The sequence below is a fragment of the Brevundimonas sp. GW456-12-10-14-LB3 genome (assembly GCF_059424365.1).
In genome coordinates, this window is the sequence record NZ_JBWKZJ010000005.1 from 61,170 (window position 1) to 83,403 (window position 22,234).

General features: G+C 66.9%; 27 protein-coding genes. 22 read left to right on the top strand and 5 right to left on the bottom strand.

All coding sequences use genetic code 11. The features are described 5' to 3' along the window. The first annotated feature begins 44 nt into the window (after positions 1 to 44). From lepB to AC07XS_RS03940, 4 genes are read left to right on the top strand one after another with little or no spacing between them, the layout of a single operon-like run. Positions 45 to 758, top strand: coding sequence for a signal peptidase I (lepB, locus tag AC07XS_RS03925; protein WP_224764416.1), 714 nt, complete (start codon positions 45 to 47; stop codon positions 756 to 758). Beyond that, positions 758 to 1,468, top strand: coding sequence for a ribonuclease III (rnc, locus tag AC07XS_RS03930; RefSeq protein WP_054765727.1), 711 nt, complete (start codon positions 758 to 760; stop codon positions 1,466 to 1,468). Before lepB ends, rnc begins: the two co-directional genes overlap by 1 nt. Then, positions 1,465 to 2,412: a GTPase Era gene (gene era, locus AC07XS_RS03935; protein ID WP_054765728.1), complete on the top strand. Its 948-nt coding sequence runs from the start codon at positions 1,465 to 1,467 to the stop codon at positions 2,410 to 2,412. The genes rnc and era overlap by 4 nt, the downstream gene beginning before the upstream one ends. Before the next feature lie 15 nt (positions 2,413 to 2,427). After that, complete coding sequence (locus tag AC07XS_RS03940) at positions 2,428 to 3,663, top strand: serine hydrolase domain-containing protein (RefSeq protein ID WP_321207954.1); 1,236 nt, start codon at positions 2,428 to 2,430, stop codon at positions 3,661 to 3,663. Positions 3,664 to 3,776: 113 nt separating this feature from the next. On the opposite strand, the gene scpC is transcribed toward AC07XS_RS03940, so the two are convergent. Beyond that, positions 3,777 to 5,288: a succinyl-CoA:acetate CoA-transferase ScpC gene (scpC, locus tag AC07XS_RS03945; protein WP_182713604.1), complete on the bottom strand. Its 1,512-nt coding sequence runs from the start codon at positions 5,286 to 5,288 to the stop codon at positions 3,777 to 3,779. 185 nt (positions 5,289 to 5,473) lie between these two features. Here scpC and AC07XS_RS03950 point away from each other — a divergent pair, with 185 nt between their 5' ends. From AC07XS_RS03950 to recO, 3 genes are read left to right on the top strand one after another with little or no spacing between them, the layout of a single operon-like run. Further along, complete coding sequence (locus AC07XS_RS03950; RefSeq protein ID WP_054765731.1) at positions 5,474 to 6,079, top strand: flavodoxin family protein; 606 nt, start codon at positions 5,474 to 5,476, stop codon at positions 6,077 to 6,079. 22 nt (positions 6,080 to 6,101) lie between these two features. Continuing rightward, a complete protein-coding gene (locus AC07XS_RS03955) occupies positions 6,102 to 6,614 on the top strand; it encodes a nuclear transport factor 2 family protein (RefSeq protein ID WP_182713603.1) in 513 nt (170 codons plus the stop codon). Beyond that, positions 6,614 to 7,345 carry a DNA repair protein RecO gene (gene recO / locus AC07XS_RS03960; protein ID WP_054765732.1) on the top strand — a complete coding sequence of 244 codons (732 nt, stop codon included), beginning with the start codon at positions 6,614 to 6,616 and terminating at the stop codon, positions 7,343 to 7,345. Before AC07XS_RS03955 ends, recO begins: the two co-directional genes overlap by 1 nt. Positions 7,346 to 7,384: 39 nt before the next feature. On the opposite strand, the gene AC07XS_RS03965 is transcribed toward recO, so the two are convergent. After that, complete coding sequence (locus tag AC07XS_RS03965; protein WP_152950246.1) at positions 7,385 to 7,993, bottom strand: hypothetical protein; 609 nt, start codon at positions 7,991 to 7,993, stop codon at positions 7,385 to 7,387. Between the two features lie 292 nt (positions 7,994 to 8,285). Between AC07XS_RS03965 and AC07XS_RS03970 the strand changes: the two genes are divergently transcribed. The 12 genes from AC07XS_RS03970 (at position 8,286) to AC07XS_RS04025 (ending at position 12,889) form a co-directional block, all read left to right on the top strand. Continuing rightward, the gene (locus tag AC07XS_RS03970) at positions 8,286 to 8,624 is read left to right on the top strand and encodes a RebB family R body protein (protein WP_054765734.1); all 339 of its coding nucleotides are present in this window, start codon (positions 8,286 to 8,288) and stop codon (positions 8,622 to 8,624) included. Positions 8,625 to 8,659: 35 nt separating this feature from the next. Next, the gene (locus AC07XS_RS03975) at positions 8,660 to 8,983 is read left to right on the top strand and encodes a RebB family R body protein (protein ID WP_152950248.1); all 324 of its coding nucleotides are present in this window, start codon (positions 8,660 to 8,662) and stop codon (positions 8,981 to 8,983) included. A gap of 102 nt (positions 8,984 to 9,085) precedes the next feature. Continuing rightward, positions 9,086 to 9,451 (top strand): RebB family R body protein, encoded by a 366-nt coding sequence (locus tag AC07XS_RS03980; RefSeq protein ID WP_054765736.1) that lies wholly within the window; start codon positions 9,086 to 9,088, stop codon positions 9,449 to 9,451. After that, positions 9,448 to 9,774 carry a hypothetical protein gene (locus AC07XS_RS03985; RefSeq protein WP_182713602.1) on the top strand — a complete coding sequence of 109 codons (327 nt, stop codon included), beginning with the start codon at positions 9,448 to 9,450 and terminating at the stop codon, positions 9,772 to 9,774. Before AC07XS_RS03980 ends, AC07XS_RS03985 begins: the two co-directional genes overlap by 4 nt. A 24-nt stretch (positions 9,775 to 9,798) precedes the next feature. After that, positions 9,799 to 10,026 carry a RebB family R body protein gene (locus AC07XS_RS03990; protein WP_054765738.1) on the top strand — a complete coding sequence of 76 codons (228 nt, stop codon included), beginning with the start codon at positions 9,799 to 9,801 and terminating at the stop codon, positions 10,024 to 10,026. Positions 10,027 to 10,029: 3 nt separating this feature from the next. Continuing rightward, positions 10,030 to 10,365, top strand: coding sequence for a RebB family R body protein (locus tag AC07XS_RS03995; protein ID WP_054765739.1), 336 nt, complete (start codon positions 10,030 to 10,032; stop codon positions 10,363 to 10,365). Between the two features lie 19 nt (positions 10,366 to 10,384). Next, the gene (locus AC07XS_RS04000; RefSeq protein ID WP_054765740.1) at positions 10,385 to 10,618 is read left to right on the top strand and encodes a RebB family R body protein; all 234 of its coding nucleotides are present in this window, start codon (positions 10,385 to 10,387) and stop codon (positions 10,616 to 10,618) included. Between the two features lie 34 nt (positions 10,619 to 10,652). Then, a complete protein-coding gene (locus AC07XS_RS04005; RefSeq protein WP_182713601.1) occupies positions 10,653 to 11,036 on the top strand; it encodes a hypothetical protein in 384 nt (127 codons plus the stop codon). 21 nt (positions 11,037 to 11,057) lie between these two features. After that, positions 11,058 to 11,408, top strand: a complete 351-nt coding sequence (locus tag AC07XS_RS04010) for a hypothetical protein (protein WP_182713600.1) — start codon at positions 11,058 to 11,060, stop codon at positions 11,406 to 11,408. Between the two features lie 8 nt (positions 11,409 to 11,416). Continuing rightward, positions 11,417 to 11,671: a hypothetical protein gene (locus AC07XS_RS04015; RefSeq protein ID WP_182713599.1), complete on the top strand. Its 255-nt coding sequence runs from the start codon at positions 11,417 to 11,419 to the stop codon at positions 11,669 to 11,671. Then, positions 11,668 to 11,985 (top strand): hypothetical protein, encoded by a 318-nt coding sequence (locus AC07XS_RS04020; RefSeq protein ID WP_182713598.1) that lies wholly within the window; start codon positions 11,668 to 11,670, stop codon positions 11,983 to 11,985. The genes AC07XS_RS04015 and AC07XS_RS04020 overlap by 4 nt, the downstream gene beginning before the upstream one ends. A gap of 181 nt (positions 11,986 to 12,166) precedes the next feature. Then, positions 12,167 to 12,889, top strand: a complete 723-nt coding sequence (locus AC07XS_RS04025; protein WP_182713597.1) for a sigma-70 family RNA polymerase sigma factor — start codon at positions 12,167 to 12,169, stop codon at positions 12,887 to 12,889. Here AC07XS_RS04025 and AC07XS_RS04030 read toward each other — a convergent pair. From AC07XS_RS04030 to AC07XS_RS04040, 3 genes are all read right to left on the bottom strand, one after another. Then, entirely contained in the window at positions 12,886 to 13,635 is a 750-nt protein-coding gene (locus AC07XS_RS04030; RefSeq protein ID WP_054765746.1) for a lysophospholipid acyltransferase family protein, read from the bottom strand. The genes AC07XS_RS04025 and AC07XS_RS04030 overlap by 4 nt on opposite strands. Positions 13,636 to 13,673: 38 nt before the next feature. Continuing rightward, positions 13,674 to 14,720, bottom strand: a complete 1,047-nt coding sequence (locus AC07XS_RS04035; protein ID WP_054765747.1) for a GGDEF domain-containing protein — start codon at positions 14,718 to 14,720, stop codon at positions 13,674 to 13,676. Positions 14,721 to 14,820: 100 nt separating this feature from the next. Then, positions 14,821 to 16,350 carry a DEAD/DEAH box helicase gene (locus tag AC07XS_RS04040; protein WP_182713596.1) on the bottom strand — a complete coding sequence of 510 codons (1,530 nt, stop codon included), beginning with the start codon at positions 16,348 to 16,350 and terminating at the stop codon, positions 14,821 to 14,823. A 247-nt stretch (positions 16,351 to 16,597) separates the two neighbouring features. On the opposite strand from AC07XS_RS04040, the gene AC07XS_RS04045 reads away from it, so the two are divergent. From AC07XS_RS04045 to AC07XS_RS04055, 3 genes are read left to right on the top strand one after another with little or no spacing between them, the layout of a single operon-like run. Then, positions 16,598 to 17,413 carry a hypothetical protein gene (locus AC07XS_RS04045; protein WP_182713595.1) on the top strand — a complete coding sequence of 272 codons (816 nt, stop codon included), beginning with the start codon at positions 16,598 to 16,600 and terminating at the stop codon, positions 17,411 to 17,413. Next, positions 17,316 to 18,869 (top strand): DNA polymerase Y family protein, encoded by a 1,554-nt coding sequence (locus tag AC07XS_RS04050; RefSeq protein ID WP_321207953.1) that lies wholly within the window; start codon positions 17,316 to 17,318, stop codon positions 18,867 to 18,869. The genes AC07XS_RS04045 and AC07XS_RS04050 overlap by 98 nt, the downstream gene beginning before the upstream one ends. Next, positions 18,866 to 22,228: an error-prone DNA polymerase gene (locus AC07XS_RS04055; protein WP_182713594.1), complete on the top strand. Its 3,363-nt coding sequence runs from the start codon at positions 18,866 to 18,868 to the stop codon at positions 22,226 to 22,228. Before AC07XS_RS04050 ends, AC07XS_RS04055 begins: the two co-directional genes overlap by 4 nt. The last annotated feature ends 6 nt before the right edge of the window (positions 22,229 to 22,234 follow it).

Below are 22,234 nucleotides of genomic sequence, written 5' to 3' on the forward strand. Positions count from 1 at the left end.
AGTCTTCCAAGGCCAAACAGGGCGGCGGGGCCGGGGACGAGACGATGGAAATCGTCAAGACGGTCGTCTTCGCCCTGCTGATCGCCATGGTGCTGCGGATCTTCCTGTTCCAGCCCTTCACCATTCCATCGGCCTCGATGGAGCCGAACCTGTATGAGGGCGACTATATCGTCGTGTCGAAATGGTCCTACGGCTATTCGAGACATTCGATCCCGTTCAGCCCGCCGCTGTTCGACGGCAGGATCTTGGGGTCGGCGCCCAAGCGGGGCGACATCGTCGTGTTCAAACTGCCGCGCGACGACAAGACCGACTTCATCAAGCGCGTGATCGGCTTGCCGGGCGATCGGATCCAGATGATCGCCAACAAGCTGTATATCAACGATAAACCTGTTCAGGACGTCGTGGTCAGCCAGCAGGAGATCAACGACATCTTCGGCCCGCGCCCCGTCACCGAGGTTCGCGAGACCCTGCCCAACGGCAAGAGCTTCATGACCCAGGACTTCGGCCCGGGCAACGATCTGGACGACACCCCCGTCTATGAGGTGCCGGCCGGTCACTATTTCATGATGGGCGACAACCGCGACAACTCGATCGACAGCCGCGTCGAACAGTCCAGCGGCGTGGGCATGGTCCCGGCCGAGAACCTGGTCGGCAAGGCGCAGATCATCCTGTTCTCGTGGAAGCCGGGCGCCTCGCTGTTCAAGCCCTGGACCTGGGGCAATGTGCGGCTCGATCGGTTCTTCGACGTTCTGCACTGATGGCGAATACGCGGGCCGAGGCGGTCGCGGCGCTTGAGGCGCAGCTCGGCCATCATTTCCGGGACAAGGCCCTGCTGGATCGCGCCCTGACCCACGCCAGCGTGGGCGAGGGCGCGCCGGTCGGCGTCCATGGGCCCAAGCACAACGAGCGGCTGGAGTTCCTGGGCGACCGGGTTCTGGGCCTGCTGGTGGCGGACAAGCTGTCGCGGGATTATCCGACCGCGGACGAAGGGCAGCTGTCGTCCAGCCTGCACGCCCTGGTCGACAAGACCGCCTGCGCCCGTGTGGGCGAAGCCCTGGGCGTCGGCCCGGCGATGCGGCTCTCGCCGGGCGAGACCAAGACGGGCGGCCGCCGCAAGGCCGGGGTCATCGCCGATGCGGTCGAGGCCATTCTGGCGGCCGTCTATCTGGACGGCGGTCTCGAGGCGGCCCGGACGGTGTTCGACAAGGCTTGGGCGTCGGAATTTGCAGCGCCCCCGTCGCGAACCGTGACCAATCCCAAGTCGGCCTTGCAGGAATGGGCCCAGGGGCTGGGTCGGCCCCTGCCGACCTATCGCATCGCAGATCGGACGGGTTCGGATCATGCACCGACTTTCACCGTCGAGGTGTCCGTTGAAGGCGTGGAGCCCTTGACCGCGCAGGGGCGTTCGCGTCAGGAGGCGGAGAAGGCGGCCGCAACGGCCCTTTTGAAACGTGAAGGCGTCATTTGACCGATATTGAAAACCAGCGGGCGGGCTTCGCCGCCATCATCGGCGCCCCGAACGCGGGCAAGTCCACGCTGGTCAACCGGCTGACCGGGTCCAAGGTCTCCATCGTCACCCAGAAGGTGCAGACCACGCGGTTCCCGGTGCGCGGCATCGCCATGGAAGGCGACGCCCAGATCGTGCTGGTGGACACCCCCGGCATCTTCACCCCGCGCCGACGTCTGGATCGGGCCATGGTCGCCTCGGCCTGGGGCGGCGCCGAGGATGCGGACGTGGTGGTGCATCTGATCGACGCCCAGTCCCACATCAACGCCGAAGGTCGCGAAGGCACGGCGGCGGATCGGCGCTCGGCCGAGGACACCGAGACCATCATCGCCAATCTCAAGGCGACCGGAACCAAGGTCATCCTGGCCCTGAACAAGATCGACGGCATGCGGCGCGACACCCTGCTGGGCCTGTCGCAGAAGCTCTTCGAGAGCGGCGTCTATGAGGAAGTCTATATGATCTCCGCCGCCAACGGCGACGGGGTCGAGGACCTGAAGCAAAGGCTGGCGCGGTCAATGCCCAAGGGGCCGTGGCTCTATCCCGAGGACCAGGCGGCGGACGTGCCGGTGCGGGTTCTGGCGGCCGAGATCACGCGCGAGAAGGTCTATCTGCGGGTCCATGAGGAACTGCCCTATTCGGCGGCGGTGGAGACGACCAGTTTCGAGGAGCGGGCCGACGGCTCGGCCCGCATCGAACAGACCATCTATGTCGAGCGCGAGAGCCAGCGCCCCATCGTTTTGGGCAAGGGCGGCCAGACCCTGAAATGGATCGGCCAGAAGGCGCGTGAGGAGCTGAACGAGATTCTGGGCCGCCAGGTCCACCTGTTCCTGACGGTGAAGGTCGATCCGAAGTGGCAGGATTCGCGGGCGCTCTACGCCCAGTTCGGTCTGGATTTCGACGTCTGAGCGCCCGTGTTTGAAGTGCCGCGTACCCCGGGGGGGCATCCCCGGCTCGTCCTGGGCGTCCTGGGGGCGCTGATCCTCGGCGGCGCCGTCTGGGCCGGATTCTCCACAGCGGTAAGGCCCGTCAGCGACGCAGCGCGCGCCGCCGCTTCGCCCGAGACGCCGCCGCGCCCGCCGCTGGTCGTGGTCGAGGACCTGCCTCGGCTGGCCGCGCGGCTGGATCGCGAGGCCGCCGCCGGTCGGTTCATGGGCGGGGTTCTGGTGGCCAGGGGCGACCGGGTTCTGTTCCGTCAGGTCTACGGCAAGGCGAACTATGGGCAGGACCAGGCGCTGAAGCTGGACTCCCGGTTCCGGCTGGCCTCGATCTCCAAACAGTTCACGGCGGCGGCTATTCTGCATCTGCAGGACGAGGGGCGGCTGAGCGTCTCGGATCCCGTCTGCAAATGGATCCAGCCCTGTCCCCAGGCGTGGGAGCCGGTGCGGATCAGCCATCTGCTGTCGCACACCTCGGGCATACCGGACCTGATGGCGCGACCGGGCTGGGGCATGAGGCGCACGACGCCGGCGACCCTGGACGAGCTGACCGAGGATTCGAAGCGGTTCGGCCTGCAATTCCCGCCAGGGACCAAGGTCCGGTACGACAATGCAGGCTTCAACCTGGCGGCGGCGATTGTCGAGAAGGCCAGCGGACGGCCGTATGAAGCCTATATGCACGACACCTTCTTCGGCCCCCTGGGCATGAAGGACAGCGGGCTGGACCTGGACGGCGGCGACCACGGGCTGATTATGGGGTACGCCAACTTCCCCGGCGGACTGGCGGCCCAGCCGAACGCCAACACCTCCATCGTCGCGGGGGCGGGCGCGGTCTATTCGACGCTGGACGATCTGCTGGTCTGGCAGAGGGCGTTGCACCGCGGCGGTCTGCTGAAGCCGTCCAGCTATCAGCAGATGCTCGCCGACCACGCCCCTGCCGATACGCCGATGGAGCGGGGCCATCCACGCCGCGACTGGGGCTACGGCATCTTCGCGAACCGGCTGGGCGATCAGGTTCGGCCAAGCTTCCAGGATCGCCAGATCTACCACACCGGCAGCTGGGGCGGATTCCGCAACCTGATGCTGTACCAACCCGACGCCGATGTGACGGTGATCGTGCTGTCGAACAACTATCACCTTCGGGATCAGGTCTTCCTGATCAGCCAGCAGGCGATGGCCGAAGCCCTGGGCCGTGACTTCCCCACGACCCTGCACCGCTAGCCTCATCTGAGGCTGTCCTTAAAGCGTCCGCTCCCGTTAAACGGACCGGCGCGGGGCGCCAAGGCTTGCGCCGCCGTATTCAGGAGCGAACGGAAGTGATCCGACCCGCTTCCTCAGGCCGCAAGCATGGACCCGGTGTCGATATAGCGCTGATGCCAGGACAGGGCCTCGTTCAGCAGATGCGGCGACTGGAGACCGTAGGAGCCCTTCAGCGCGCGATCGAAATAGTCGGTCAGTCCGTCGCGGTACCTGGGGTGGGCGCACTGGGCGATGATCAGCCGGGCGCGCTGTTTCGGCGACAGGCCGCGCAGGTCCGCCAGGCCCTGTTCGGTGACGATGACCTGGACGTCCTGGGTGATGTGGTCGACGTGGCTGGCCATGGGGACGATGGCCGAGATGGCGCCGCCCTTGGCCGTCGACGGCGTCACAAAACACGAGATGAAGGCGTTGCGCGAGAAGTCGCCCGAACCGCCGATGCCGTTCTGGATGCGCGAGCCCATGACCTGGGTCGAGTTGACGTTGCCGTAGATGTCGGCCTCGATCAGGCCGTTCATGGCGATACAGCCCAGGCGGCGGATCAGTTCGGGGTGGTTGGAGATTTCCTGGGGGCGCAGGATGATCTTGCCGCGGAACTGCTCCATCCGGCTGTTGAGATCGGCCGCCGCCTCAGGGCTGAGGGAGAAGGCGGTGGCGGAGGCGACGGTCAGCTTTCCGGCGTCCAGCAGGTCCAGCATGCCGTCCTGGATGACCTCCGTATAGGCGGCCATCCGCTCGAACGGACTGTCCATCAGGCCCGCCAGGACGGCGTTGGCGACATTGCCGACGCCCGACTGGAGCGGCAACAGGCCGGCGGGCAGGCGGCCCACCCTCACCTCATGTTTGAGGAATTCGATCAGATGGCCGGCGATGGCGCGGGCGTTGGCGTCCGGGGCGGCGAAGGGCAGATTGCGGTCCGGCGCCTCGGTCTCGACGATGGCGACGATCTTGTCCGGGTCGCAGCGCAGGGTCGGCTGGCCGATCAGCTGGTCGGGGCGGGTCAGGGGGATGGGCACCCGATTGGGCGGCAGGGCGGTGCCGTAATAGATGTCGTGCATCCCCTCCAGGGCGGGGTTCTGCCAGGCGTTGACCTCGAGGATCACGCGCTCGGCCCGGTCCAGCCAGGTCTTGTTGTTGCCGATCGACGAGGAGGGGACCAGGGAGCCGTCCTCCTTGATGGCCGAAACCTCGATCACGGCCGTGTCGAGGCTGCCCAGCACGCCTTGCCAGACCATGGGGGCCAGGTGGCTGAGGTGCATGTCCAGATAGTCCATCTGGCCGGAGTTGATCTTCTCGCGGGCGATGGGGTCGGAGTTGTAGGGCAGGCGCCGTTCGATGCCGTCGGCCTTGGCCAGGGCGCCGTCCAGCTCGGGTCCGGTAGAGGCGCCGGTCCACAGGTTCAGCCGGAAGGGGGAGCCCGCGTCATGCGCCGCCTCGATCCGCCGGGCCAGGGCCGGGGGGACAAGCTTGGGATAGCCGGAGCCGGTGAAGCCGCTCATGCCCACCGTGGAGCCTGGAGGGATCAGGGCGGCGGCGTCTTCGGCCGACATAAGCTTGGAACGCAGGGACGAACAACGGATGCGCGACATGAACTCTTCAGGGTTACGGCCGGGGAGGGCCTTCAGCGTCTCGGTTAGGCGGCGCCTTGAAGGCGATCCATTCGACCTTGGTCTAGATCGGCCCAGGCGTCCCTGATCTTCGTCAAACCCGCCACGCCTCGATGGAACGCCTCAAGGCCCCGCCGGTTTGCCAGAAAACGACGGAAAGGATCCCCATGAGAGCGCTCGTTCTGAACTGCACCCTGAAACCTTCGCCCCAGACGTCCAGCACCGAGGCCCTCGCCCGGGTGGTGATCGCGGAGCTGGAAAAGGGCGGCGCCGAGGTCGAGCTGGTCCGGCTGGTGGATCTGAACCTCAAGCCGGGCGTGAGGACGGACGAGGGCGAAGGCGACGACTGGCCCTCGGTTCACGCCAAGATTATGGCGGCCGACATCGTCGTCTTCGCCACCCCGACCTGGGTCGGCCAGATGTCGAGCGTCTGTATGAGGGCCCTGGAGCGGATGGATGCCCTGTTCGGGGAAACGGACGACAGCGGCCGGCCCGTCGCCTTCGGCAAGGTGGGCGGCATCGTCATCACCGGCAATGAGGACGGCGCGCACCATATCGTCGCCACCGTGTCCCAGGCCCTGATCGACATGGGCTTCACCATGCCGGCGCAGAGCTGGACCTACTGGCACCTGGGGCCGGGCGCCGGTCCCGACTATGTCGAGACGGATCAGGGCCATGACTATTCCGATCGGGTGGGCCGAAACGCCGCGCGCAATCTGCTGGCCCTGGCCCGGGTTCTGAGGCCCGACACCTACCCCGTTCCCGAAAGCTGAGAACAGGACTAGAACGGGCGGCATGATCATCGCCCTGTTCGCCGTCCTCGCCCTTCAAGCCGCGCCGCCCCCGCCGCCGGCGCCGGCGGCGGGGAGCGACAGTATCGGCGTGACCACGAAAGGGGATGCGGACGCAGCGGCCGCGCCCCTGGACCGGATGCACCAGGCTGCGGCGCAGGCGGACGGGGCGACCTACTTCGCCCAGTTCAGCGACACCGCCCGGTTCGTGGGGACCGACGCTTCGGAACATTGGGATATTGCCGCGTTCAAAGCCTACGCCGAGCCGGTGTTCGCCCGCGGCCAGGGCTGGACCTATCGGCCCTATGACCGCACTCTGATCGTGTCGGGCGACGTGGCCTGGTTCGACGAGAAGCTGGACAACGACAGCTACGGCGCCCTGCGGGGATCCGGCCTGCTGCGGCGGACCAGTCCTGAAGGCGAGTGGAAGATCGAGCAATATGTGCTCAGCTTCACCGTGCCGAACGACCGTGCGCGGGCGGTGGTCGCGCTCATCAAGTCCGACGCCGCCGACTGATGGATTTCCACGAAGAGGCCTTCGTCCTGTCGGCGCGCAGCCATGGCGACACCGGCGCCGTGGTGGATCTGCTGACCGAGACCCATGGGCGGCGCGCGGCCTATGTGGCGGGCGGGGCGTCGCGGAAGATGCGGCCGTTTCTGCAAGCGGGAGCGCGGGTTGTGGCCGACTATCGGGCCCGAACCTCGGATCATCTGGGCGCAGCGCGGCTAGAGCCGGTGGGAGAGGGGCCGAGCGCCCTGTTCGACGACGCCCTGGCCCTGACCGGCCTGGCGGCGGCGGCGGGCGTGGCCCAGGGCGCCCTGCCGGAGCGCGAGCCGCATCCGGGCGTCTTCCTGGCCTTTGAGGCCCTGATGGCGGCCTTCGCCTGGCCCGAGGTCTGGCCGGCGGTCTTCGTCCGGTTCGAGGCGGGGCTGCTGGAGGACCTGGGCTTCGGGCTGGATCTGTCGAAATGTGCGGCGACCGGCGTCACGGACGACCTGATCTATGTCAGCCCCCGCACAGGCCGCGCCGTCAGCCGCGCGGCCGGCGCCCCCTATGCCGACAAGATGCTGGCCCTGCCGCCCTTCATGCTGGGCGCCCAGGCCGGCGTGGACGAGGGCGACGTCAAGGCGGGCTTCGATCTGACCGGGCATTTCCTGGAGCAGTTCGTCTTCCACCCGCAGAACCGGCCCCTGCCGCCGGCGCGGGTGTGGATGCTGGACAAGCTGGGCGAGGCGGGCCGGCTGTAGGATCTGGAGCGTCGCTCCAGATCCCAGGCTTGACGCGGTTCAGGCGACGAGGAAGGCGATGCCGATCTCGCGATGGGGCGTGTAGCGGATCTCATATCCGGTCAGCATGGCGAGCTGCTCTTCCGATTCCGGAGAGAAAAACAGGCCGAGCGAGATCTTCCTGGCGCCCCCCAGCCCCAGCCGCATCGGACCGTTCAGCTTCCAGGTGTCGTACCGCAGGCCGTCGATGAAGCCGGCCCAGTTGCGGAGCGACTCGCACTTCATCTCGACCACAATCTCGTCCGAGGACGGGTTTTCGAAAGGGTTGTTGACCAGGAAGTCGGCGCGCGCCCGGTCGGGATAGACATAGGCTTCGCGCTCGATCCAGGCGTCCTGGACATTGGCGTTGATGTGGCCGGCGATTTCGGCCTGGGCCCAGGCCTCCCAACCGCCGGCGAGCGGCCAGACCAGGCGGATTCGATTGACGTTGGCGCTGGCCCATTGGGTGACCAGATCCATGAAGTTGGCGGTGGAGATCGGCATAGGTGTCGCTTCCGCATTGGCGCTCGCCGGTCTGGCGACGCCGGAGAAGGGCGCGGTGGCTGAGGGACGGACCGAACGGCCTTCGACCATACGACCGAGCAACAACAGGTTGAGCGCTCTCGACATGATGGGATGCTCCCGGTCCCGATTGCACGGTCTGGCCCACCACTCCCGCGTCAGAGCCGCGCCCCGGAAGACTGCGACGCGAGCGGTGGCGTCCCGCACACCCGACGTGGCCGACGGCGTCCTGTGAAACTTGGGCGGGTATTTTCAATCGGCCAGCCTCAGGGCGAGAAAATCAACTGAAGGTGGTTCACGACTTGAGCGCTCAATCGTCAAGGCCGTGAGGTCGCGCTTCAGCGGGGCAAGGCGACCTTCCTCAAAACGGGCCTCGATCCAACGGGTAAGGAGAGAACTGATGGCTATTCCAACTCCGGTGAACGGTCAGATCACCGACGCTGTAACCCAGGCCAATGTGAAGGTCCTGGGCGACGCCCCGGCCATGGCCATGGGCGCGATCTACCAGTCGCTGGCCCATTCCACGGGCATTCTGTACGAAAACGCCGCTTCGTCGCAGCAGCAGCTGGCGATCGCGGCGCAGGCCGCCACCAACCAGGGCGTCATCCAGATCTACAGCGTGGACACCATGGCCGGGGCCGTGGCGACCTCGAAGATCGCCCAGTCCGACACCCCCGACAATATGCTGTCCCTGCTGACCGCCCTGCGCGCCGTCGGCCCCGGCGCCGGCGTCTCCTGACGCTTCACCCTCGCACTGAAAGAAGGATTTGAGACATGGCGCTTCCCACTCCCGTCAACGGCATGATCACCGACGCCGTCACCCAGGCCAACGTCAAGGTTCTGGGCGACGCCCCGGCCATGGCCATGGGCGCGATCTACCAGTCGCTCGCCCACTCGACCGGCATTCTCTACGAGAACGCCGCCTCCTCGCAGCAGCAGCTGGCGATCGCCGGACAGGCCGCGACCAACCAGGGCGTGATCCAGATCTACAGCGTGGACACCATGGCCGGCGCCGTGGCGGCCAGCAAGATCAGCCAGTCGGACACCCCCGACAACCTGCTGTCGCTGCTCACGGCCCTGCGCGCCACCCAGGTCTGAGATCGGCTGACGGGCGACGCGGCCGGCGAGCGTCGACTGTCGTAATCCGCCATCGTTGCGGTCGGGCCCCGGCGCCCGCCGCGCCACCCTTGGGAGGACGACGTGTCCGAGGCCAGCAACAAGAGCGGCGGCGCCGACAAGGGCTCGCCCAACCTCGGCGACTATGAGGACATCCTCAAGCTCGCCCTGGAGCTCAGCCGCAATCCGGCCACCGCGCCGATCGCCGATTCGGTGGCCAGCACCTTGCTGACGGTCATCGGCTCGGGTCCCAGCTTTGCGGCGATGCAGAGTTTGGTCGCCGCCAATCAGGCCAGCGGGCTGATGTACCACAACGCCGTGGCCCATCAGCAGACGACCAACATCCTGGGCATGGTGGCGACGATGAACTGCGTCAACGCCCTGATGGACAAGCCGTCCTTCGTGCCCTGGCCAGACATCAATCCGCGTCGAGAGGAGCCGTTCGAATGACGCAGGAGGAGACGCGATCGCCGGACCTGCGGGGTTCGGCCGCCTGCCGGGATGACCTTCTGGTGCTGTGCGGCGGGGCGGGGGTCTGCAACGCCAGCCTGATCACCATCATGGCCTCGGCCGACGCCTTCGCCGCGCGCCTGGCGGCGTCCAGCCAACACGCGGCCGAACTGTCGACCCTGCAACTGCGGCAGCTGGCGACCAGCCTGGCCGAGATGCAGCCGATGCGCGCCGCCCGCGGGGCGGACATGGGCGTCCGCGCCGTTTCGCAGACCCATGCTCAGGCGCCGTCGCCCATGTACGGCGCGCCCGTCGTCACCTGAGCATCTGAAAGAGGGGGAAGGCTTATGACCGACACCGTCAATGCGCAGATCACCGATGCCGTGACCCAAACCAACGTCAAGGTTCTGGGCGAAGGTCCGGCGGAGGCTGTCGCGATCGCCGTTCAGGCGGTGGCCCACGCCACCAGCTTGTCGGTGGAGAACGCCAGCCAGGCCCAGGGCGGCATGCAGCAGATCAACAATGCGGCGGTCGGCGCCCTGATCGCCAAGATTCTCGAAATCCCGGTGGCCTGAGGCATGGCCTATTCACTCGCCGTCAACAGCCGAATCACCGATGCGGTGACGCAACAGAACATGATGGTTCTGGGCTCCGCTTCGACGGTGGCCATGGGCTCGATCTACCAGAGCGCTGCCCATTCGACGGCCATCGTCTTCCAAAATGCGGTTCAAGCCCAGCGCCAGGCCTCCATCTGCGCCCAGGCGGCGACCAACCAGGGGGTGATGCAGGTCTATGAGATGGGCGGCCTCGTCTCGGCGGCGGCCACCGCTCGCGTTGCGGCGCGCCCGCCGGCTTCGAACACTTTGGAGACCGCCGTGATGCTGCTCGTCGCTCTGAAAATGCTGAAACTCTAGATTTGTCAGGATCTGAACCATGGCCGCCGATACGCCCGTCAATTCTCAGGTCACCGACGCCGTCACCCAGACCAACGTCAAGGTGCTGGGCGAGGCGCCCGCCCAGTCCATGGCCCTGGTCTATCAGAGCATGGCTCACTCCATTTCCCTGGCCATGCAGAACGCTCAGCAGGCGCAGGGCGGGCTGCAGCAGATCGGCAACGCCGTCACCTCAAGCGCCGTCACCATGATCATGAACGCCGCGCACAAATAGCGCCGGGCCCTCCTGAAACGAAAGCAGCCGCGCCGTGAGCGAACCCGCCGTCAACAGCCAGATCAAGGACGCCGTCCAGACCTCGACCAACTGGGCCATGGGCTTTGCGCCCCTGGAGGCGGGCACGCCGTCCAGCGCCAGCCGCGTCTCGGCCGGCGGGGCCATAGCCTATGACAAGGCCACCCAGGCCGCAGCCTTGGCGGTTCAGGACGCGGCCGATTACCAGCGCAATGTGATGTCGATCAGCACCACCGTCCAAGGCAAGGCGATGGCGATGATGCTGGCCTCCGGCGGCCTGAACGAACCGGCGCTGGTCGCCTATGCCATGGCCCTGGTCAGCGCGTTCGCCGCCCCCATCGCAGCCGGTCTGGCGGCGGAGTCCGTCACCAAGGCCGTCGAGAGCTTCCCCAAGAACTGAAGCCATACAAAGGAGACTATCGTGAGCCGACTGACCCTGTCCGCAAAGAGCGACGCCCAGGCCGTGATTCAGGAAGCGGAAGCCCTGGAATGGGAGACGCAGCGCGCAATGGAAGACTGGAGCGAGGAGGCCGGCGACGGCTTGTTGCGACCGTCCTTCGCCGCCAGCCAGGAACGCTACCTGGACCTGCGCCGCGCGTCGGAAACGGTCGTGGCCATCCTCTATCAGATGCAGGAGCCGCTTCTCGACGACCCCTACGCCTCATGGGCCGCCAAGCTGATGGTCAAGGCCAAGGGCCTGCTGACCGATATTGAGGACGGCGAACTGGTCGCCAAGACCACCTTCGTCCCGGCGTCCGCCGACAAGGACTGAGGCGCCCCATGACGAACGATGACGCCGGCGTCGAGCCGGGCGCCGCCCCGGCGCCGGCGCGCGATCCCATTGTTCTGGCGGCGCAACAGATGGTGATCGAAATGTTCAACCTGGCCAGCGCTCAGCTGCCGGATCTTCTGAAGCTGCAAGATCCGGCGGCCGGTCAGGTGGCCAAGTTCAGCGAGGAGATGATCAACCAGCTGAAGGGACAGGTCGAGCGCGCCCTGGGCCTGCCCGCCGCCGGTAAGGACAAGACCTCGTGACGGAAGGGGCGGGCCAGCATCTGTATGACGCTGTGTCGGCGCAGAAGCACCAGGTCGTCGACAGTTTCGCCGATCAACGCGAACAGTTGAGGAAGGCCGTTGCGGACCAGCGCTTGGCGGCCATGCCGGAGGAGATGCGTCGCGCCGCGCTTGGGCCGTCCGCCCAGGTGAGTCGCGAGATCGTCGATACCTTACGGGCGATCATTGCGCAGGAGGTGACGCGACAGCTGGATCTCGCCATCTGCGCGATGCTGGCGCGCGCGGCCGAGGCAGAAGAGGGCGCGGCTCTATCGGCCGAGGCGACGCACAGCTGATCTGATTTCCCTCGAATTTGGATCGCACGCTTCACAAAACTCCGGGAAACCCGTTTAAGTTGTATTCACGGGGGTGATGGGGCGGCGACGTCGCATAGACGGCGGGCGGCGCTTCTCCGCCAAGGTCGGATCGGCGCGTCGGCGCCCGACGTCAACCCGATGGGACAGAGGGGTCGGGAAGATGAATGTTGTCCGCCTGTTTCCAGAAAAGGAAACCCTGGAGATCGAACAGATCGCCAAGTCGCCGGCCCGAACCGAACGAGGCTTGCGTCGGGGATTACAGCCGGCCCAGCCTTCGCCGGTCGATGTTCTGGCCAGGGCGGCCGGAGGGCGGCGCGCCGCTTCGCCGCTGACGCCGACGGAGGTCATCGCTCGATCCCTGGAGCGGCCGGCCTCCATGGATCGGTTCTGGGCCATCTGGATGGCGCATCAGACAGCCCTGCGGCAGAGAAGTCTTCGTCTGTCCGGCGGAAATCGCGCCGACGCCGAGGATGCGCTGAGCGCCGCCATGGTGCGGGCCGCCCAGGCTTTTCAGCGGCAACCGGTGGAGAATCCCCGAGCTTGGCTGGTGCGTATACTGCACAACACCTGCATGGACCTGCATCGCCAGAACGCCAACCGAATCCCTATACAGACAGGGGACGCCGATCTGCCGCCGCCGACTGCGGCGGCCTGGGTCAGGGCGGCGCCGTCGCCGGAAGAGGCCCTGTCGCAACAAGAGCGAGACGCCGCCTGGGGCAAGGCCATGAACGCCCTGCCGGCCGCACTGGTCGAACCCTTGCGGCTTCACCTGGACGATTGGGGGGATGATCGGATCGCCGCCCATCTGAACATCAGTCGCGAACTGGTTCGAAAACGACGACAACTTGCCAAGAACCGTCTGCGCCTGTTGCTGGACCTCTAGGCGGGCGTATCGACCAGCACCGCCGGCGACAGGGGGGCGCCTGTGGCCTCTGCCACCAGCTCGGCCGTGCGCGCTTCGATCACGGCTTCCAGGCGCGCCAGGAACTCGTCCTTGTCCAGGCCGACTGGAATGGGGTCCAGAAACTCGAGCGTGGCCGTGCCTGGATGCTTCTCGTACTTCTCTTCGGGCCAGAAGAGGCCGAGGTTGGTGGCCAGCGGCACGACCGGCATGTCGAAGTCGCGATACATATGCCAGACACCTGAGCGATAGCGGTATTTCTGTCCGACCGGGGCGAGGTGACCTTCAGGATAGATCAGGATCTTGCGGTTTTCAGCCCTGGCCTGGGCGGCGCGGGTTGCGAGCGCCTGGCGCGCTTCGTGGCCGCCGCAACTGTTGACCACGATCGCCCCAAGCTTTTTCAGAACGCCGCCGAGCAGGGGAAATTTTTCCAGGTGGTCGCCGGTGACGAAAGCCAGATCGTCGAACTGATCATAGGTCGCGAAGCCGTCGCCCCAGCTCTGGTGCTTGGAGGCGATGATGAAGGCGCCTTCTGGCAGCCGTTCCTTGCCCCGCACGTCCAGGCGGATGCCGGCGAAGAGGGCCATGGCCTGCACCATGCGTCGGACGTAGCGGCGGATGACCCAGCCAGTCGGGCCCCGCCCGGGGGCAAGCGCCGCGAAGGCGGCGGCCAAGCCATAGGCGATCGAGAGAATCCAGTAGGCGACGTTGAATGAAAAGCTGCGCATGGATCGATTATTGCGCAGCTGGCCGCGATGTCATGCCCTCAAGCCGCGTTTTCGAGGGCGGGCGCCCGCGTGACGCGATTGCGACCCCCGCGCTTGGAGGCGTAAAGCGCCGCGTCCGCGCGCTCCAGAAGGGCGGCGGGGCTTTCTCCCGGCCGATAGTCGGCAAAGCCGGCCGAAAGCGTCACCTTGCCCAGATCGTCGTTGGTCGAGCGGCGCCGCAAGGCTCGGGACGCGACCTCTTCACGGATGGTCTCCAGCGCCGCCAGAACCGTCCCCGCACCCTCGCCGGGGAAAAGGATGGCGAACTCTTCACCGCCGAAGCGGGCGACGAAACGGTTTCCGCCGCTGAAGCGAGACAGGACGGTCGAGACATAGCGCAAAACCTGGTCGCCCGTCTGATGGCCCCAAGTGTCGTTGAACCGTTTGAAGTGGTCGATGTCGATGATCGCCAGGATCAGCGGCGCATCGCCAGACGCACAGGACTGTTCCAACCGCTCGTCGAAGGCCTTGCGGTTGGCCAGGCTGGTCAGGGCGTCGGTCATCGCTTCGCGCCGGACCTCTTCCAGATGCTCGCGTAGTCGCGCGATTTCCTTGTTGGAGGTCTCCAGCCGCTTTTCCAGGACGGCGGTTTCGCGCCGCGCGCGTTTGGTCGCCGTCGACAGGCCGCCGACCAGCGCTTTCAGCGGCGAGGCGGCGCCGGCGGCTTCAATAGTGTTGGACGCATCCGCCAGGGTGTCGCCATAGTCCGCCTGGGTCTTATGGGCCTTGGCGATGGCGTTGGCGACGCTGGCCAGTTCCCGGTCCAGCACGGCGCCGGCGTCGCGAATCTGCTCCGACAAGCGGCCGCGCGGCAGGAATTCTGCGGCGAGCCGCTCGGACACCTCGTCCGATATGATTGCCGACGCGGCCAGGAGCCGGTCGATCTCGCAGGCGAGCGGGCTCTCGCGGTCGTCAAGGTAATGAAGCCAGAGCTCGAAGTTCAGTCGGGTCGGCCAGACGCCGGCCTTTTCCATCTCGTCGATGACATGGTGCGCGAAGGCGTAAGCCTGAGGCCCTCTGACCGTCGTCTCCAGCTCGGCCGTCATTCTACGCTCCAACCCCCTTCTAGAGTTTCGCAGGACATTAGATGTCTATCCGTAACACCGGGTAAACAGCAGACGGGGAGAGGGCGTAAATCAGCGGGGATCAGCCGTGAATGATCACCGGTCGGCGTAGGAAGGCGGGTATGTCGTCGCCGAAACCCTTGACCCCGGTCCGCTCGCGCTCCTCCGGCCGGCGTTCGCCGCGGCGATCGGACTGGCGCAGTTGAGGCTCGCGTTCCGCACGGGCGGGACGATCCGAATCGACAGAAACCGGCTCGGAGAGGGTCGCCTCGACCGCTGGCGGAGGCGCGGCCTCCGGCTTGGTCTTGCGGCGGCTGCGAGAGCGGGCCGGAGCCTCGGCGGTCTGCGCTTCGGTCGGGATTTCCGCAGACGCCACGACGGCCTGTTCCGTCTTGTCCGTTGATCGCGTCCCACCGCGGCCGGTTCTTTCGCGTCCGCCCTTGTCATCGCGCTGGGCGGGCTTCTTGGTCGTGTCGAAATCGACGCCGTCCAGGACCAACTCCTCCGGCTCCTTCTTGATCAGCTTGAGCACCTTATCCAGCGACTTGTCGTCGGCCGGGGTCACGATCATGAAGGCCTGTCCCAGACGGCCGGCCCGGCCCGTGCGGCCGATGCGGTGCACATAGTCGTCGGCGTGGTGCGAGACGTCGTAGTTGAAGACGTGGCTGACGTCGGGAATGTCCAGACCGCGCGCGGCGACGTCGGACGCCACCAGAATCTTCAGCGCCCCCGAACGGAAGTCGGCCAGGGTCTTCATCCGGTGCGACTGATCCAGGTCGCCATGGATGGGGGCGGCGTCGAAGCCATGAGTCTTCAGCGACTTGGCGACGATATCGACTTCCGACTTGCGGTTGCAGAAGACGATGCCGTTCTTGACGTCCGACCGCTCGATCAGGGCCCGCAGAGCGGTGCGCTTGGCCTTGGGGTCGCTGGTGGGGATGCGAACCAGATATTGGGTGATGGTGTCGGCGGTCTGGGCGGGACGCGAGACCTCGATCCGGGTCGGATCCTTGAGGAAGGCGGTCGTCAGGCGGGTGATCTCCGGCGGCATGGTGGCCGAGAAGAACAGGGTCTGGCGACGCGGCGGCGTCAGTTTGAAGATCCGTTCGATGTCGGGGATGAAGCCCATGTCGAGCATCCGGTCGGCTTCATCGACGACCATGATCTCGACGCCCGTCAGCAGCATCTTGCCGCGTTCGAACAGGTCGAGCAGGCGGCCCGGAGTGGCGATCAGGACGTCGACGCCCTTGTTCAGCGCCGCCACCTGGTCGCCCATGGAGACGCCGCCGATCAGCAGCACCCAGCTCAGCTTGGTGCCCTTGGCGTATTTGGCGAAGCTCTCGGCGACCTGGTCGGCCAGTTCGCGGGTCGGGGCCAGCACGATGGCGCGCGGCATCCGGGCACGGGCGCGGCCCGAGGCCAGGCGCTCGACCAGGGGCAGGGTGAAGGCGGCGGTCTTGCCCGTCCCGGTCTGGGCGATGCCCAGGACGTCGCGGCCGGCGAGGGCGACGGGGATCGCCTGTTCCTGAATGGGGGTGGCGGTCGTATAGCCGGTGTCGGCGACCGCTTGCAGGGTCGTGGGCGAAAGGCCCAGTTGGGAAAATTCTGTCATGAATCCTTGGGACGAAAAGCGTCTGCGTGCATAGCAGCGACGGAACCGCCCCTCTTTGGGCGAGCGGGCGGCGCGGATCGCAGACCTGTCCCGAGGCTGGGGGCGATATAGAAGCCCCTCCGACAAAGTCAAGTATTCTCGCTATTTCGGCCTGCTGAGGCGGAATAAATTCCCATGGTCAAGTTGGAGGTCGCTTGACTCCTCGTGGCCTGAAAGAGGCATATAAGAGAACAAAAGGAGAACTATTGTGCGGTCCGACCGCAAGATCGAAGCCCTGCGCCAACATCTGAAAACCCTGGAGGCAGCCGGTCATCCAGTGGACGACGCACGCTTCGATCTCGGACTGGAGGCGGCTGACCGGCATCTAGGCGGGCTGGCGACCCATGGGCTGCACGAGGTTTACGCCGCGACTACGCCTGATGCGACAGCGGCCCTGGGGTTCGCTCTGGGACTGGTCCGCCGGACGGCGGGCGATCGACCTGTGGTCTGGGGGGTCCAGGCCATGGCCGAACTGGAGACGGGGCGGATCTATGGGGCGGGCCTGCGCGAACTGGGGCTGGATCCCGGCCGGCTGGTGCTGGTGCGGGTCAAGGAGACGAAGGAGCTGCTGGCGGCGGGAGAGGAAGCCCTGGCCGGTGGAGCCGTGGGAGCGGTGCTGCTGACAGCCTGGGGCGAGAGCAAGGTGCTGAGCCTGACCGCCACGCGTCGCCTGTCGATGGCGGCAGGGCAGGGACGGGCGACTGCACTCCTGACCCGGTTGGCGGCCCAGCCCCAGCCCAGTGCAGCCGAAACGCGGTGGCGGATCAGGGGGGCTTTGTCGCGGGCGCTGGAAGCGGAGGCCCCTGGCCATCCGACCTATGCGGTCGAACTGTTGCGACATCGGCTGGGCGCGCAGCCGAGAAGCTGGATCATGGAGTGGGATCGTGAGCGCGGAGTCTTCCAGAATGGCGGGCAGAATGTCGGGCATGGACAGCAACGACCGCCGCTATCTGGCGGTTTGGTTTCCTCTGTTGCCGACGGATCGACTGCGGCGCGAGGAGAGGGGCTCAGACGCCACGGCTGAGGCTGCGACCGTGCTCGTGGAGAAGGTGAAGGGGGCGCTGCGCCTGGCGGCGGCCAACGGCGCGGCCCTGGCCCTGGGTCTGTCGCCGGGCATGACTCTGGCGGACGCGCGGGCGCGGGCGCCGGATATCCGCGTGGCGCCACATCGGCCCGAGGCGGACACGGCCCTGTTGAGACGGGTGCTGCTGGATTTCGGACGTTTCACCCCGATGGCGGCGACCGACGGGCCGGACGGCCTGGCGCTGGATGTGACCGGTTGCGCCCACCTGTTCGGGGGTGAAGAAGGACTGGTCCGGGCGGTCGCGGCGCGGGCTGAGGGCGTGGGTCTGGCGACGCGCCTGGCCCTGGCCGGCACGCCTGAGGCGGCGCGGGCCCTGGCCCGCTTCGGGCGGGGCGGAATCTATCAGGGCGCGGCGCAGAACCAGGCCCTGCGTCGCTTGCCGGTCGCGGCGCTGGAACTGTCGGACAAGGAGATCCAGGCCCTGTCGCGCGCGGGCCTGAAGACCCTGGCGCATCTGGCGGATCGCCCCACGGCGCCCATCGCCGCCCGGTTCGGGACGGCGGCGGCGACGCGGCTGAACCGGGTGTTGGGACGTGAAGACGTCCGCATCCGCCCCGAACGCCCCGTTCCTCTGATTTCCGTCGACCGGGTTCTGGTCGAGCCGATCACGGAGACAGCCGATGTCGAGGCGGTGATCGGCGACCTGCTGGTCGAGGCTATGGACCGGCTGGACCTGCGCGGTCAGGGCGGGCGCGCCTTTCAGGCCGGCTTTTTCCGCCTGGACGGAGAGGTGCGCCACATCACCGTGCGGACGGGCCGCCCCAGTCGCGACGCGGCGGCTGTGCTGCGCCTGTTTCGCGAACGGCTGGCCAATCTGGCGCGACCACTGGAGCCCGGTTTCGGCTTCGACCAGATGCGTCTGTCCGTAACGGTCGCCGATCGCCTGGCCTCGCGCCAGAGGGGATTTGAGGCCGCCCCGTCGACCGCTGAAGATCTGGGGCGACTGATCGACCGGCTGACGGCGCGCCTGGGACCGGAGGCGGTCAGCCGGTTCGAGCCGATAGAGTCGCACTGGCCCGAACGCGCCGTCCGCCTGAGCCCGGCGGCACATGCCCTGGCCGAGATCGTCGCCTGGCCCGAACCGGACCCGGCCGACCCGCCGCTGCGGCCGTTGCAGATGTTCGATCCGCCCCAGCCGGTTCTGGCCACGGCGGAAGTGCCCGATCATCCGCCGAACCGCTTCATCTGGCGGCGGGTGGACCACCGGCTGGTCCGGGTCGAAGGGCCCGAACGCCTCGCGCCCGAATGGTGGCGCAGGTTGCAGGCCCCCCAGGAGCCGACGCGCGACTATTACCGGGTCGAGGACCAGGAGGGGCGGCGCTTCTGGCTGTTCCGTTCCGGCTTCTACGGCGAGGAACCGGCCCCGCGCTGGTTCCTGCACGGGATCTTCGCATGACCCCCTATGCTGAGCTGGTGACGCGCAGCAACTTCTCCTTTCTGGAAGGGGCGTCGCATCCGAAGGAGCTGGTGCTGGCTTCGATCCTGCTCGGCCATACCGGCATGGGGCTGGCTGATCGCAACAGTCTGGCAGGGGTGGTCCGGGCGTGGAGCGCGCTGAAGGCCTTAAGGGAGGAGGGGTTGTCTCCCCCAGAGAAGGTGCGCGAGGGCGGCGGTCCGGGCGAGGTCGGCTGGGTCGAGGATCCGATGAACGACCCGGCCCTCAGCGACCGGGTCAAGCAGCGCGCCCAGGCCTTCAAACTGGTTCTCGGCGCCCGGCTTCGCTTCAATGACGGCGCGCCAGACATTCTGGCCTATCCGGAGGATCGCCGAGGCTGGGCGCGCCTGTGTCGACTGCTGACCCTGGGCAACAGCCGGGCCAGGAAAGGTCAATGCGAGATCGACCTGCACGACCTGTGCGCGGCGCCCGAGGGATTGCTGCTGATCGTCATGCCGCCGCCTCGTCTGGAAGGCTTGGAGGCCGTGCTGGCGCGAGTGGTCGCGGCGGCGCCGGGCGCGGTCTGGCTGGGGGCGGCCATGACCCGTTCCGGCGACGACCGGCGCCGCCTGGCGCGGCTTAAGGCGATGGCGAAGCGGACAGGCGCCACCCTGCTGGCGGTCAATGACGTCCTGTATCATGAGGCCGGACAGCGCGACCTTCAGGATGTCCTGACCTGTATCCGCGAAGGCGTGACTCTGGAAACGGCAGGGCGACGGCTGGAAGAGAACGCCGAGCGCCGCCTGAAGCCGCCGCGGGAAATGGTCCGCCTGTTCGCCGATGCGCCAGAGGCGGTGGCGGAGACGCAGAATATGCTGGCGCGGGTGAGGTTCGACCTTGAGGATCTTCGCTACAACTATCCCGAGGAGCCGATCCCGCCGGGGTGGTCGTCACAGGACTGGCTGGCGCACCTGGTCGATCGAAACCTGGACCAGAAATATCCGCAGGGTGCGCCTCAGAAGGTGCGCGATGATCTCGACAAGGAGCTCGCCTACATCCGGGAGCGCGATCTGGCGCCCTATTTCCTGACCATCCACGACATTGTCCAGGTCGCGAACGACAAGGGCATCCTGTGTCAGGGACGAGGATCTGCGGCGAATTCGGCCGTCTGCTATGTGCTGGGGATCACCTCGGTCGATCCCGGCCAGCATGATCTTCTGTTCGAACGCTTCCTGTCGGCCGATCGAAACGAGCCGCCGGATATCGACGTCGATTTCGAACATGAGCGGCGCGAGGAGATCATTCAGCACATCTACGACCGGTATGGGCGGCACAGGGCGGGCATAGCGGCGACGGTCATCCGTTACCGACCGCGCAGCGCCATTCGCGAGGTCGGCAAGGTCCTGGGTCTGACCGAGGATGTGACGGCGCGGCTGGCCGGCAGTCAGTGGGGCAGTTTCGGCAGCGACATGACCGAAGGCCACGTCGCCCAGGCCGGACTGGAAGTCGCCAATCCGCAGATCGCGCGCGCCGTCGCCATGACGCGGCGGCTGCTGGGCTTCCCGCGTCACCTGTCACAGCATGTCGGCGGCTTCGTCCTGACCCAGGACCGGCTGGACGAGGTCGTGCCCATCGGCAATGCGGCCATGCCGGACCGGACCTTCATCGAATGGGACAAGGACGACATCGACGCCCTGGGTCTGATGAAGGTCGATATTCTGGCGCTGGGGATGCTGACCTGTATCGCCAAGGCGTTCGATCTGATGCGGTCGCTGGGAGTGGCGGACCTGCGGCTGGACACGGTTCCCGACGAAGATCCGGCCGTCTACCGCATGCTTCAGGAAGGGCGGTCCATCGGGGTCTTTCAGGTGGAGAGCCGGGCGCAGATCAACATGCTGCCGAGGCTGAAACCCGCGACCTTCTACGATCTGGCCATTCAGGTGGCGATCGTCCGGCCGGGGCCGATCCAGGGCGACATGGTGCATCCCTATCTGCGTCGACGCCAAGGTCTGGAGGCGCCGGACTACGCCCGGCCCGGCCCGCCGCATGATCCGGACGAACTGAAGAAGGTGCTCAAAAAGACCCTGGGCGTGCCCCTGTTTCAGGAGCAGGCGATGAAGGTCGCCATGGTGGCGGCCGAGTTCACCTCGGCCGAGGCCAATGGTCTGCGCAAGGCGATGGGCACCTTTCGAGGCGACGGGACGCTCTGGAAGTACAAGGCGCGAATGGTCGGTCGGATGATCGCCCGCGGCTACGACCCCGCTTTCGCGCAAAGATGTTTCGAGCAGATCAAGGGCTTTGGTTCGTACGGCTTTCCCGAGAGCCACGCGGTGTCGTTCGCCAGGCTGGTCTACATCTCGTCCTGGATCAAATGTCATCACCCGGCGGTGTTCGCCTGTGCGTTGCTGAACAGCCAGCCGATGGGCTTCTACGCCCCGGCCCAACTGGTGCGGGATGCGCAGGAGAGCCCGCAGAAGGTCGAGGTGCGTGCGATCGACGTGAACCACAGCCTCTGGGACAATAGGCTGGAGCCGACGGCGCGGGGGCCGCACTATCCGGCCTTACGCTTGGGGATGCGGCAGATCGACGGGTTCAAGGAAGTCTGGGCGGATCGGATCGTCGCGGCGCGGGATGCGCCCTTCGCGGATGTCGAGGAAATGGCGCGGCGGACGGGTCTGGAGGCGGCCGCGATGCGGAAGCTGGCGGATGCGGACGCGTTTCGATCGATGGGGCTGGATCGACGCGAGGGGTTGTGGGCGGTCAGACGCTTGCCGGACGACGAGCCCCTGCCGCTGTTCCAGGCGGCGCGGGCGCGGGAGCTGGGCGTCGAGGCGGCGGCGAACCTGCCGCTGATGCCGCTGAAGGAGCATATCGCCACCGACTATCAGACGACGCGCCTGTCGCTGAAGGGGCACCCGATGCAGATCCTGCGGCCGATGTTCGACGCCGAGCGGGTGCTGAGCGCCGAGGCGGTCTACGCCAAGAGGCACGGGGCGCTGGTGAAGACGGCGGGGGTGGTGCTGGTGCGCCAGAGGCCCGGCACGGGCAACGCCATCTTCGTGACCCTGGAGGACGAGACCGGGGTGGTGAACATCCTGCTGTGGGCGCGGCTGTTCGAAACCTTCCGGCGCGAGGTCATGGCCGCGCGGCTGATGGAGGTGGAGGGCACGGTCGAGAAGAGCGTCGAGGGCGTGCTGCACCTCATGGCCCGGCGGGTCGTCGATCGTTCGGCCGAGCTGGGGCGGCTGTCCGAGGACTATGACCTTGAGGTCGAGCTGTCGCGGGCGGATGCGGTGAAATATCCGCAAGGCCCGCGCAGCCCGACCGGCCGGCATCCGCGCGACGTCCGAATCTTGCCGGGGTCGCGCGACTTTCACTGACGGACG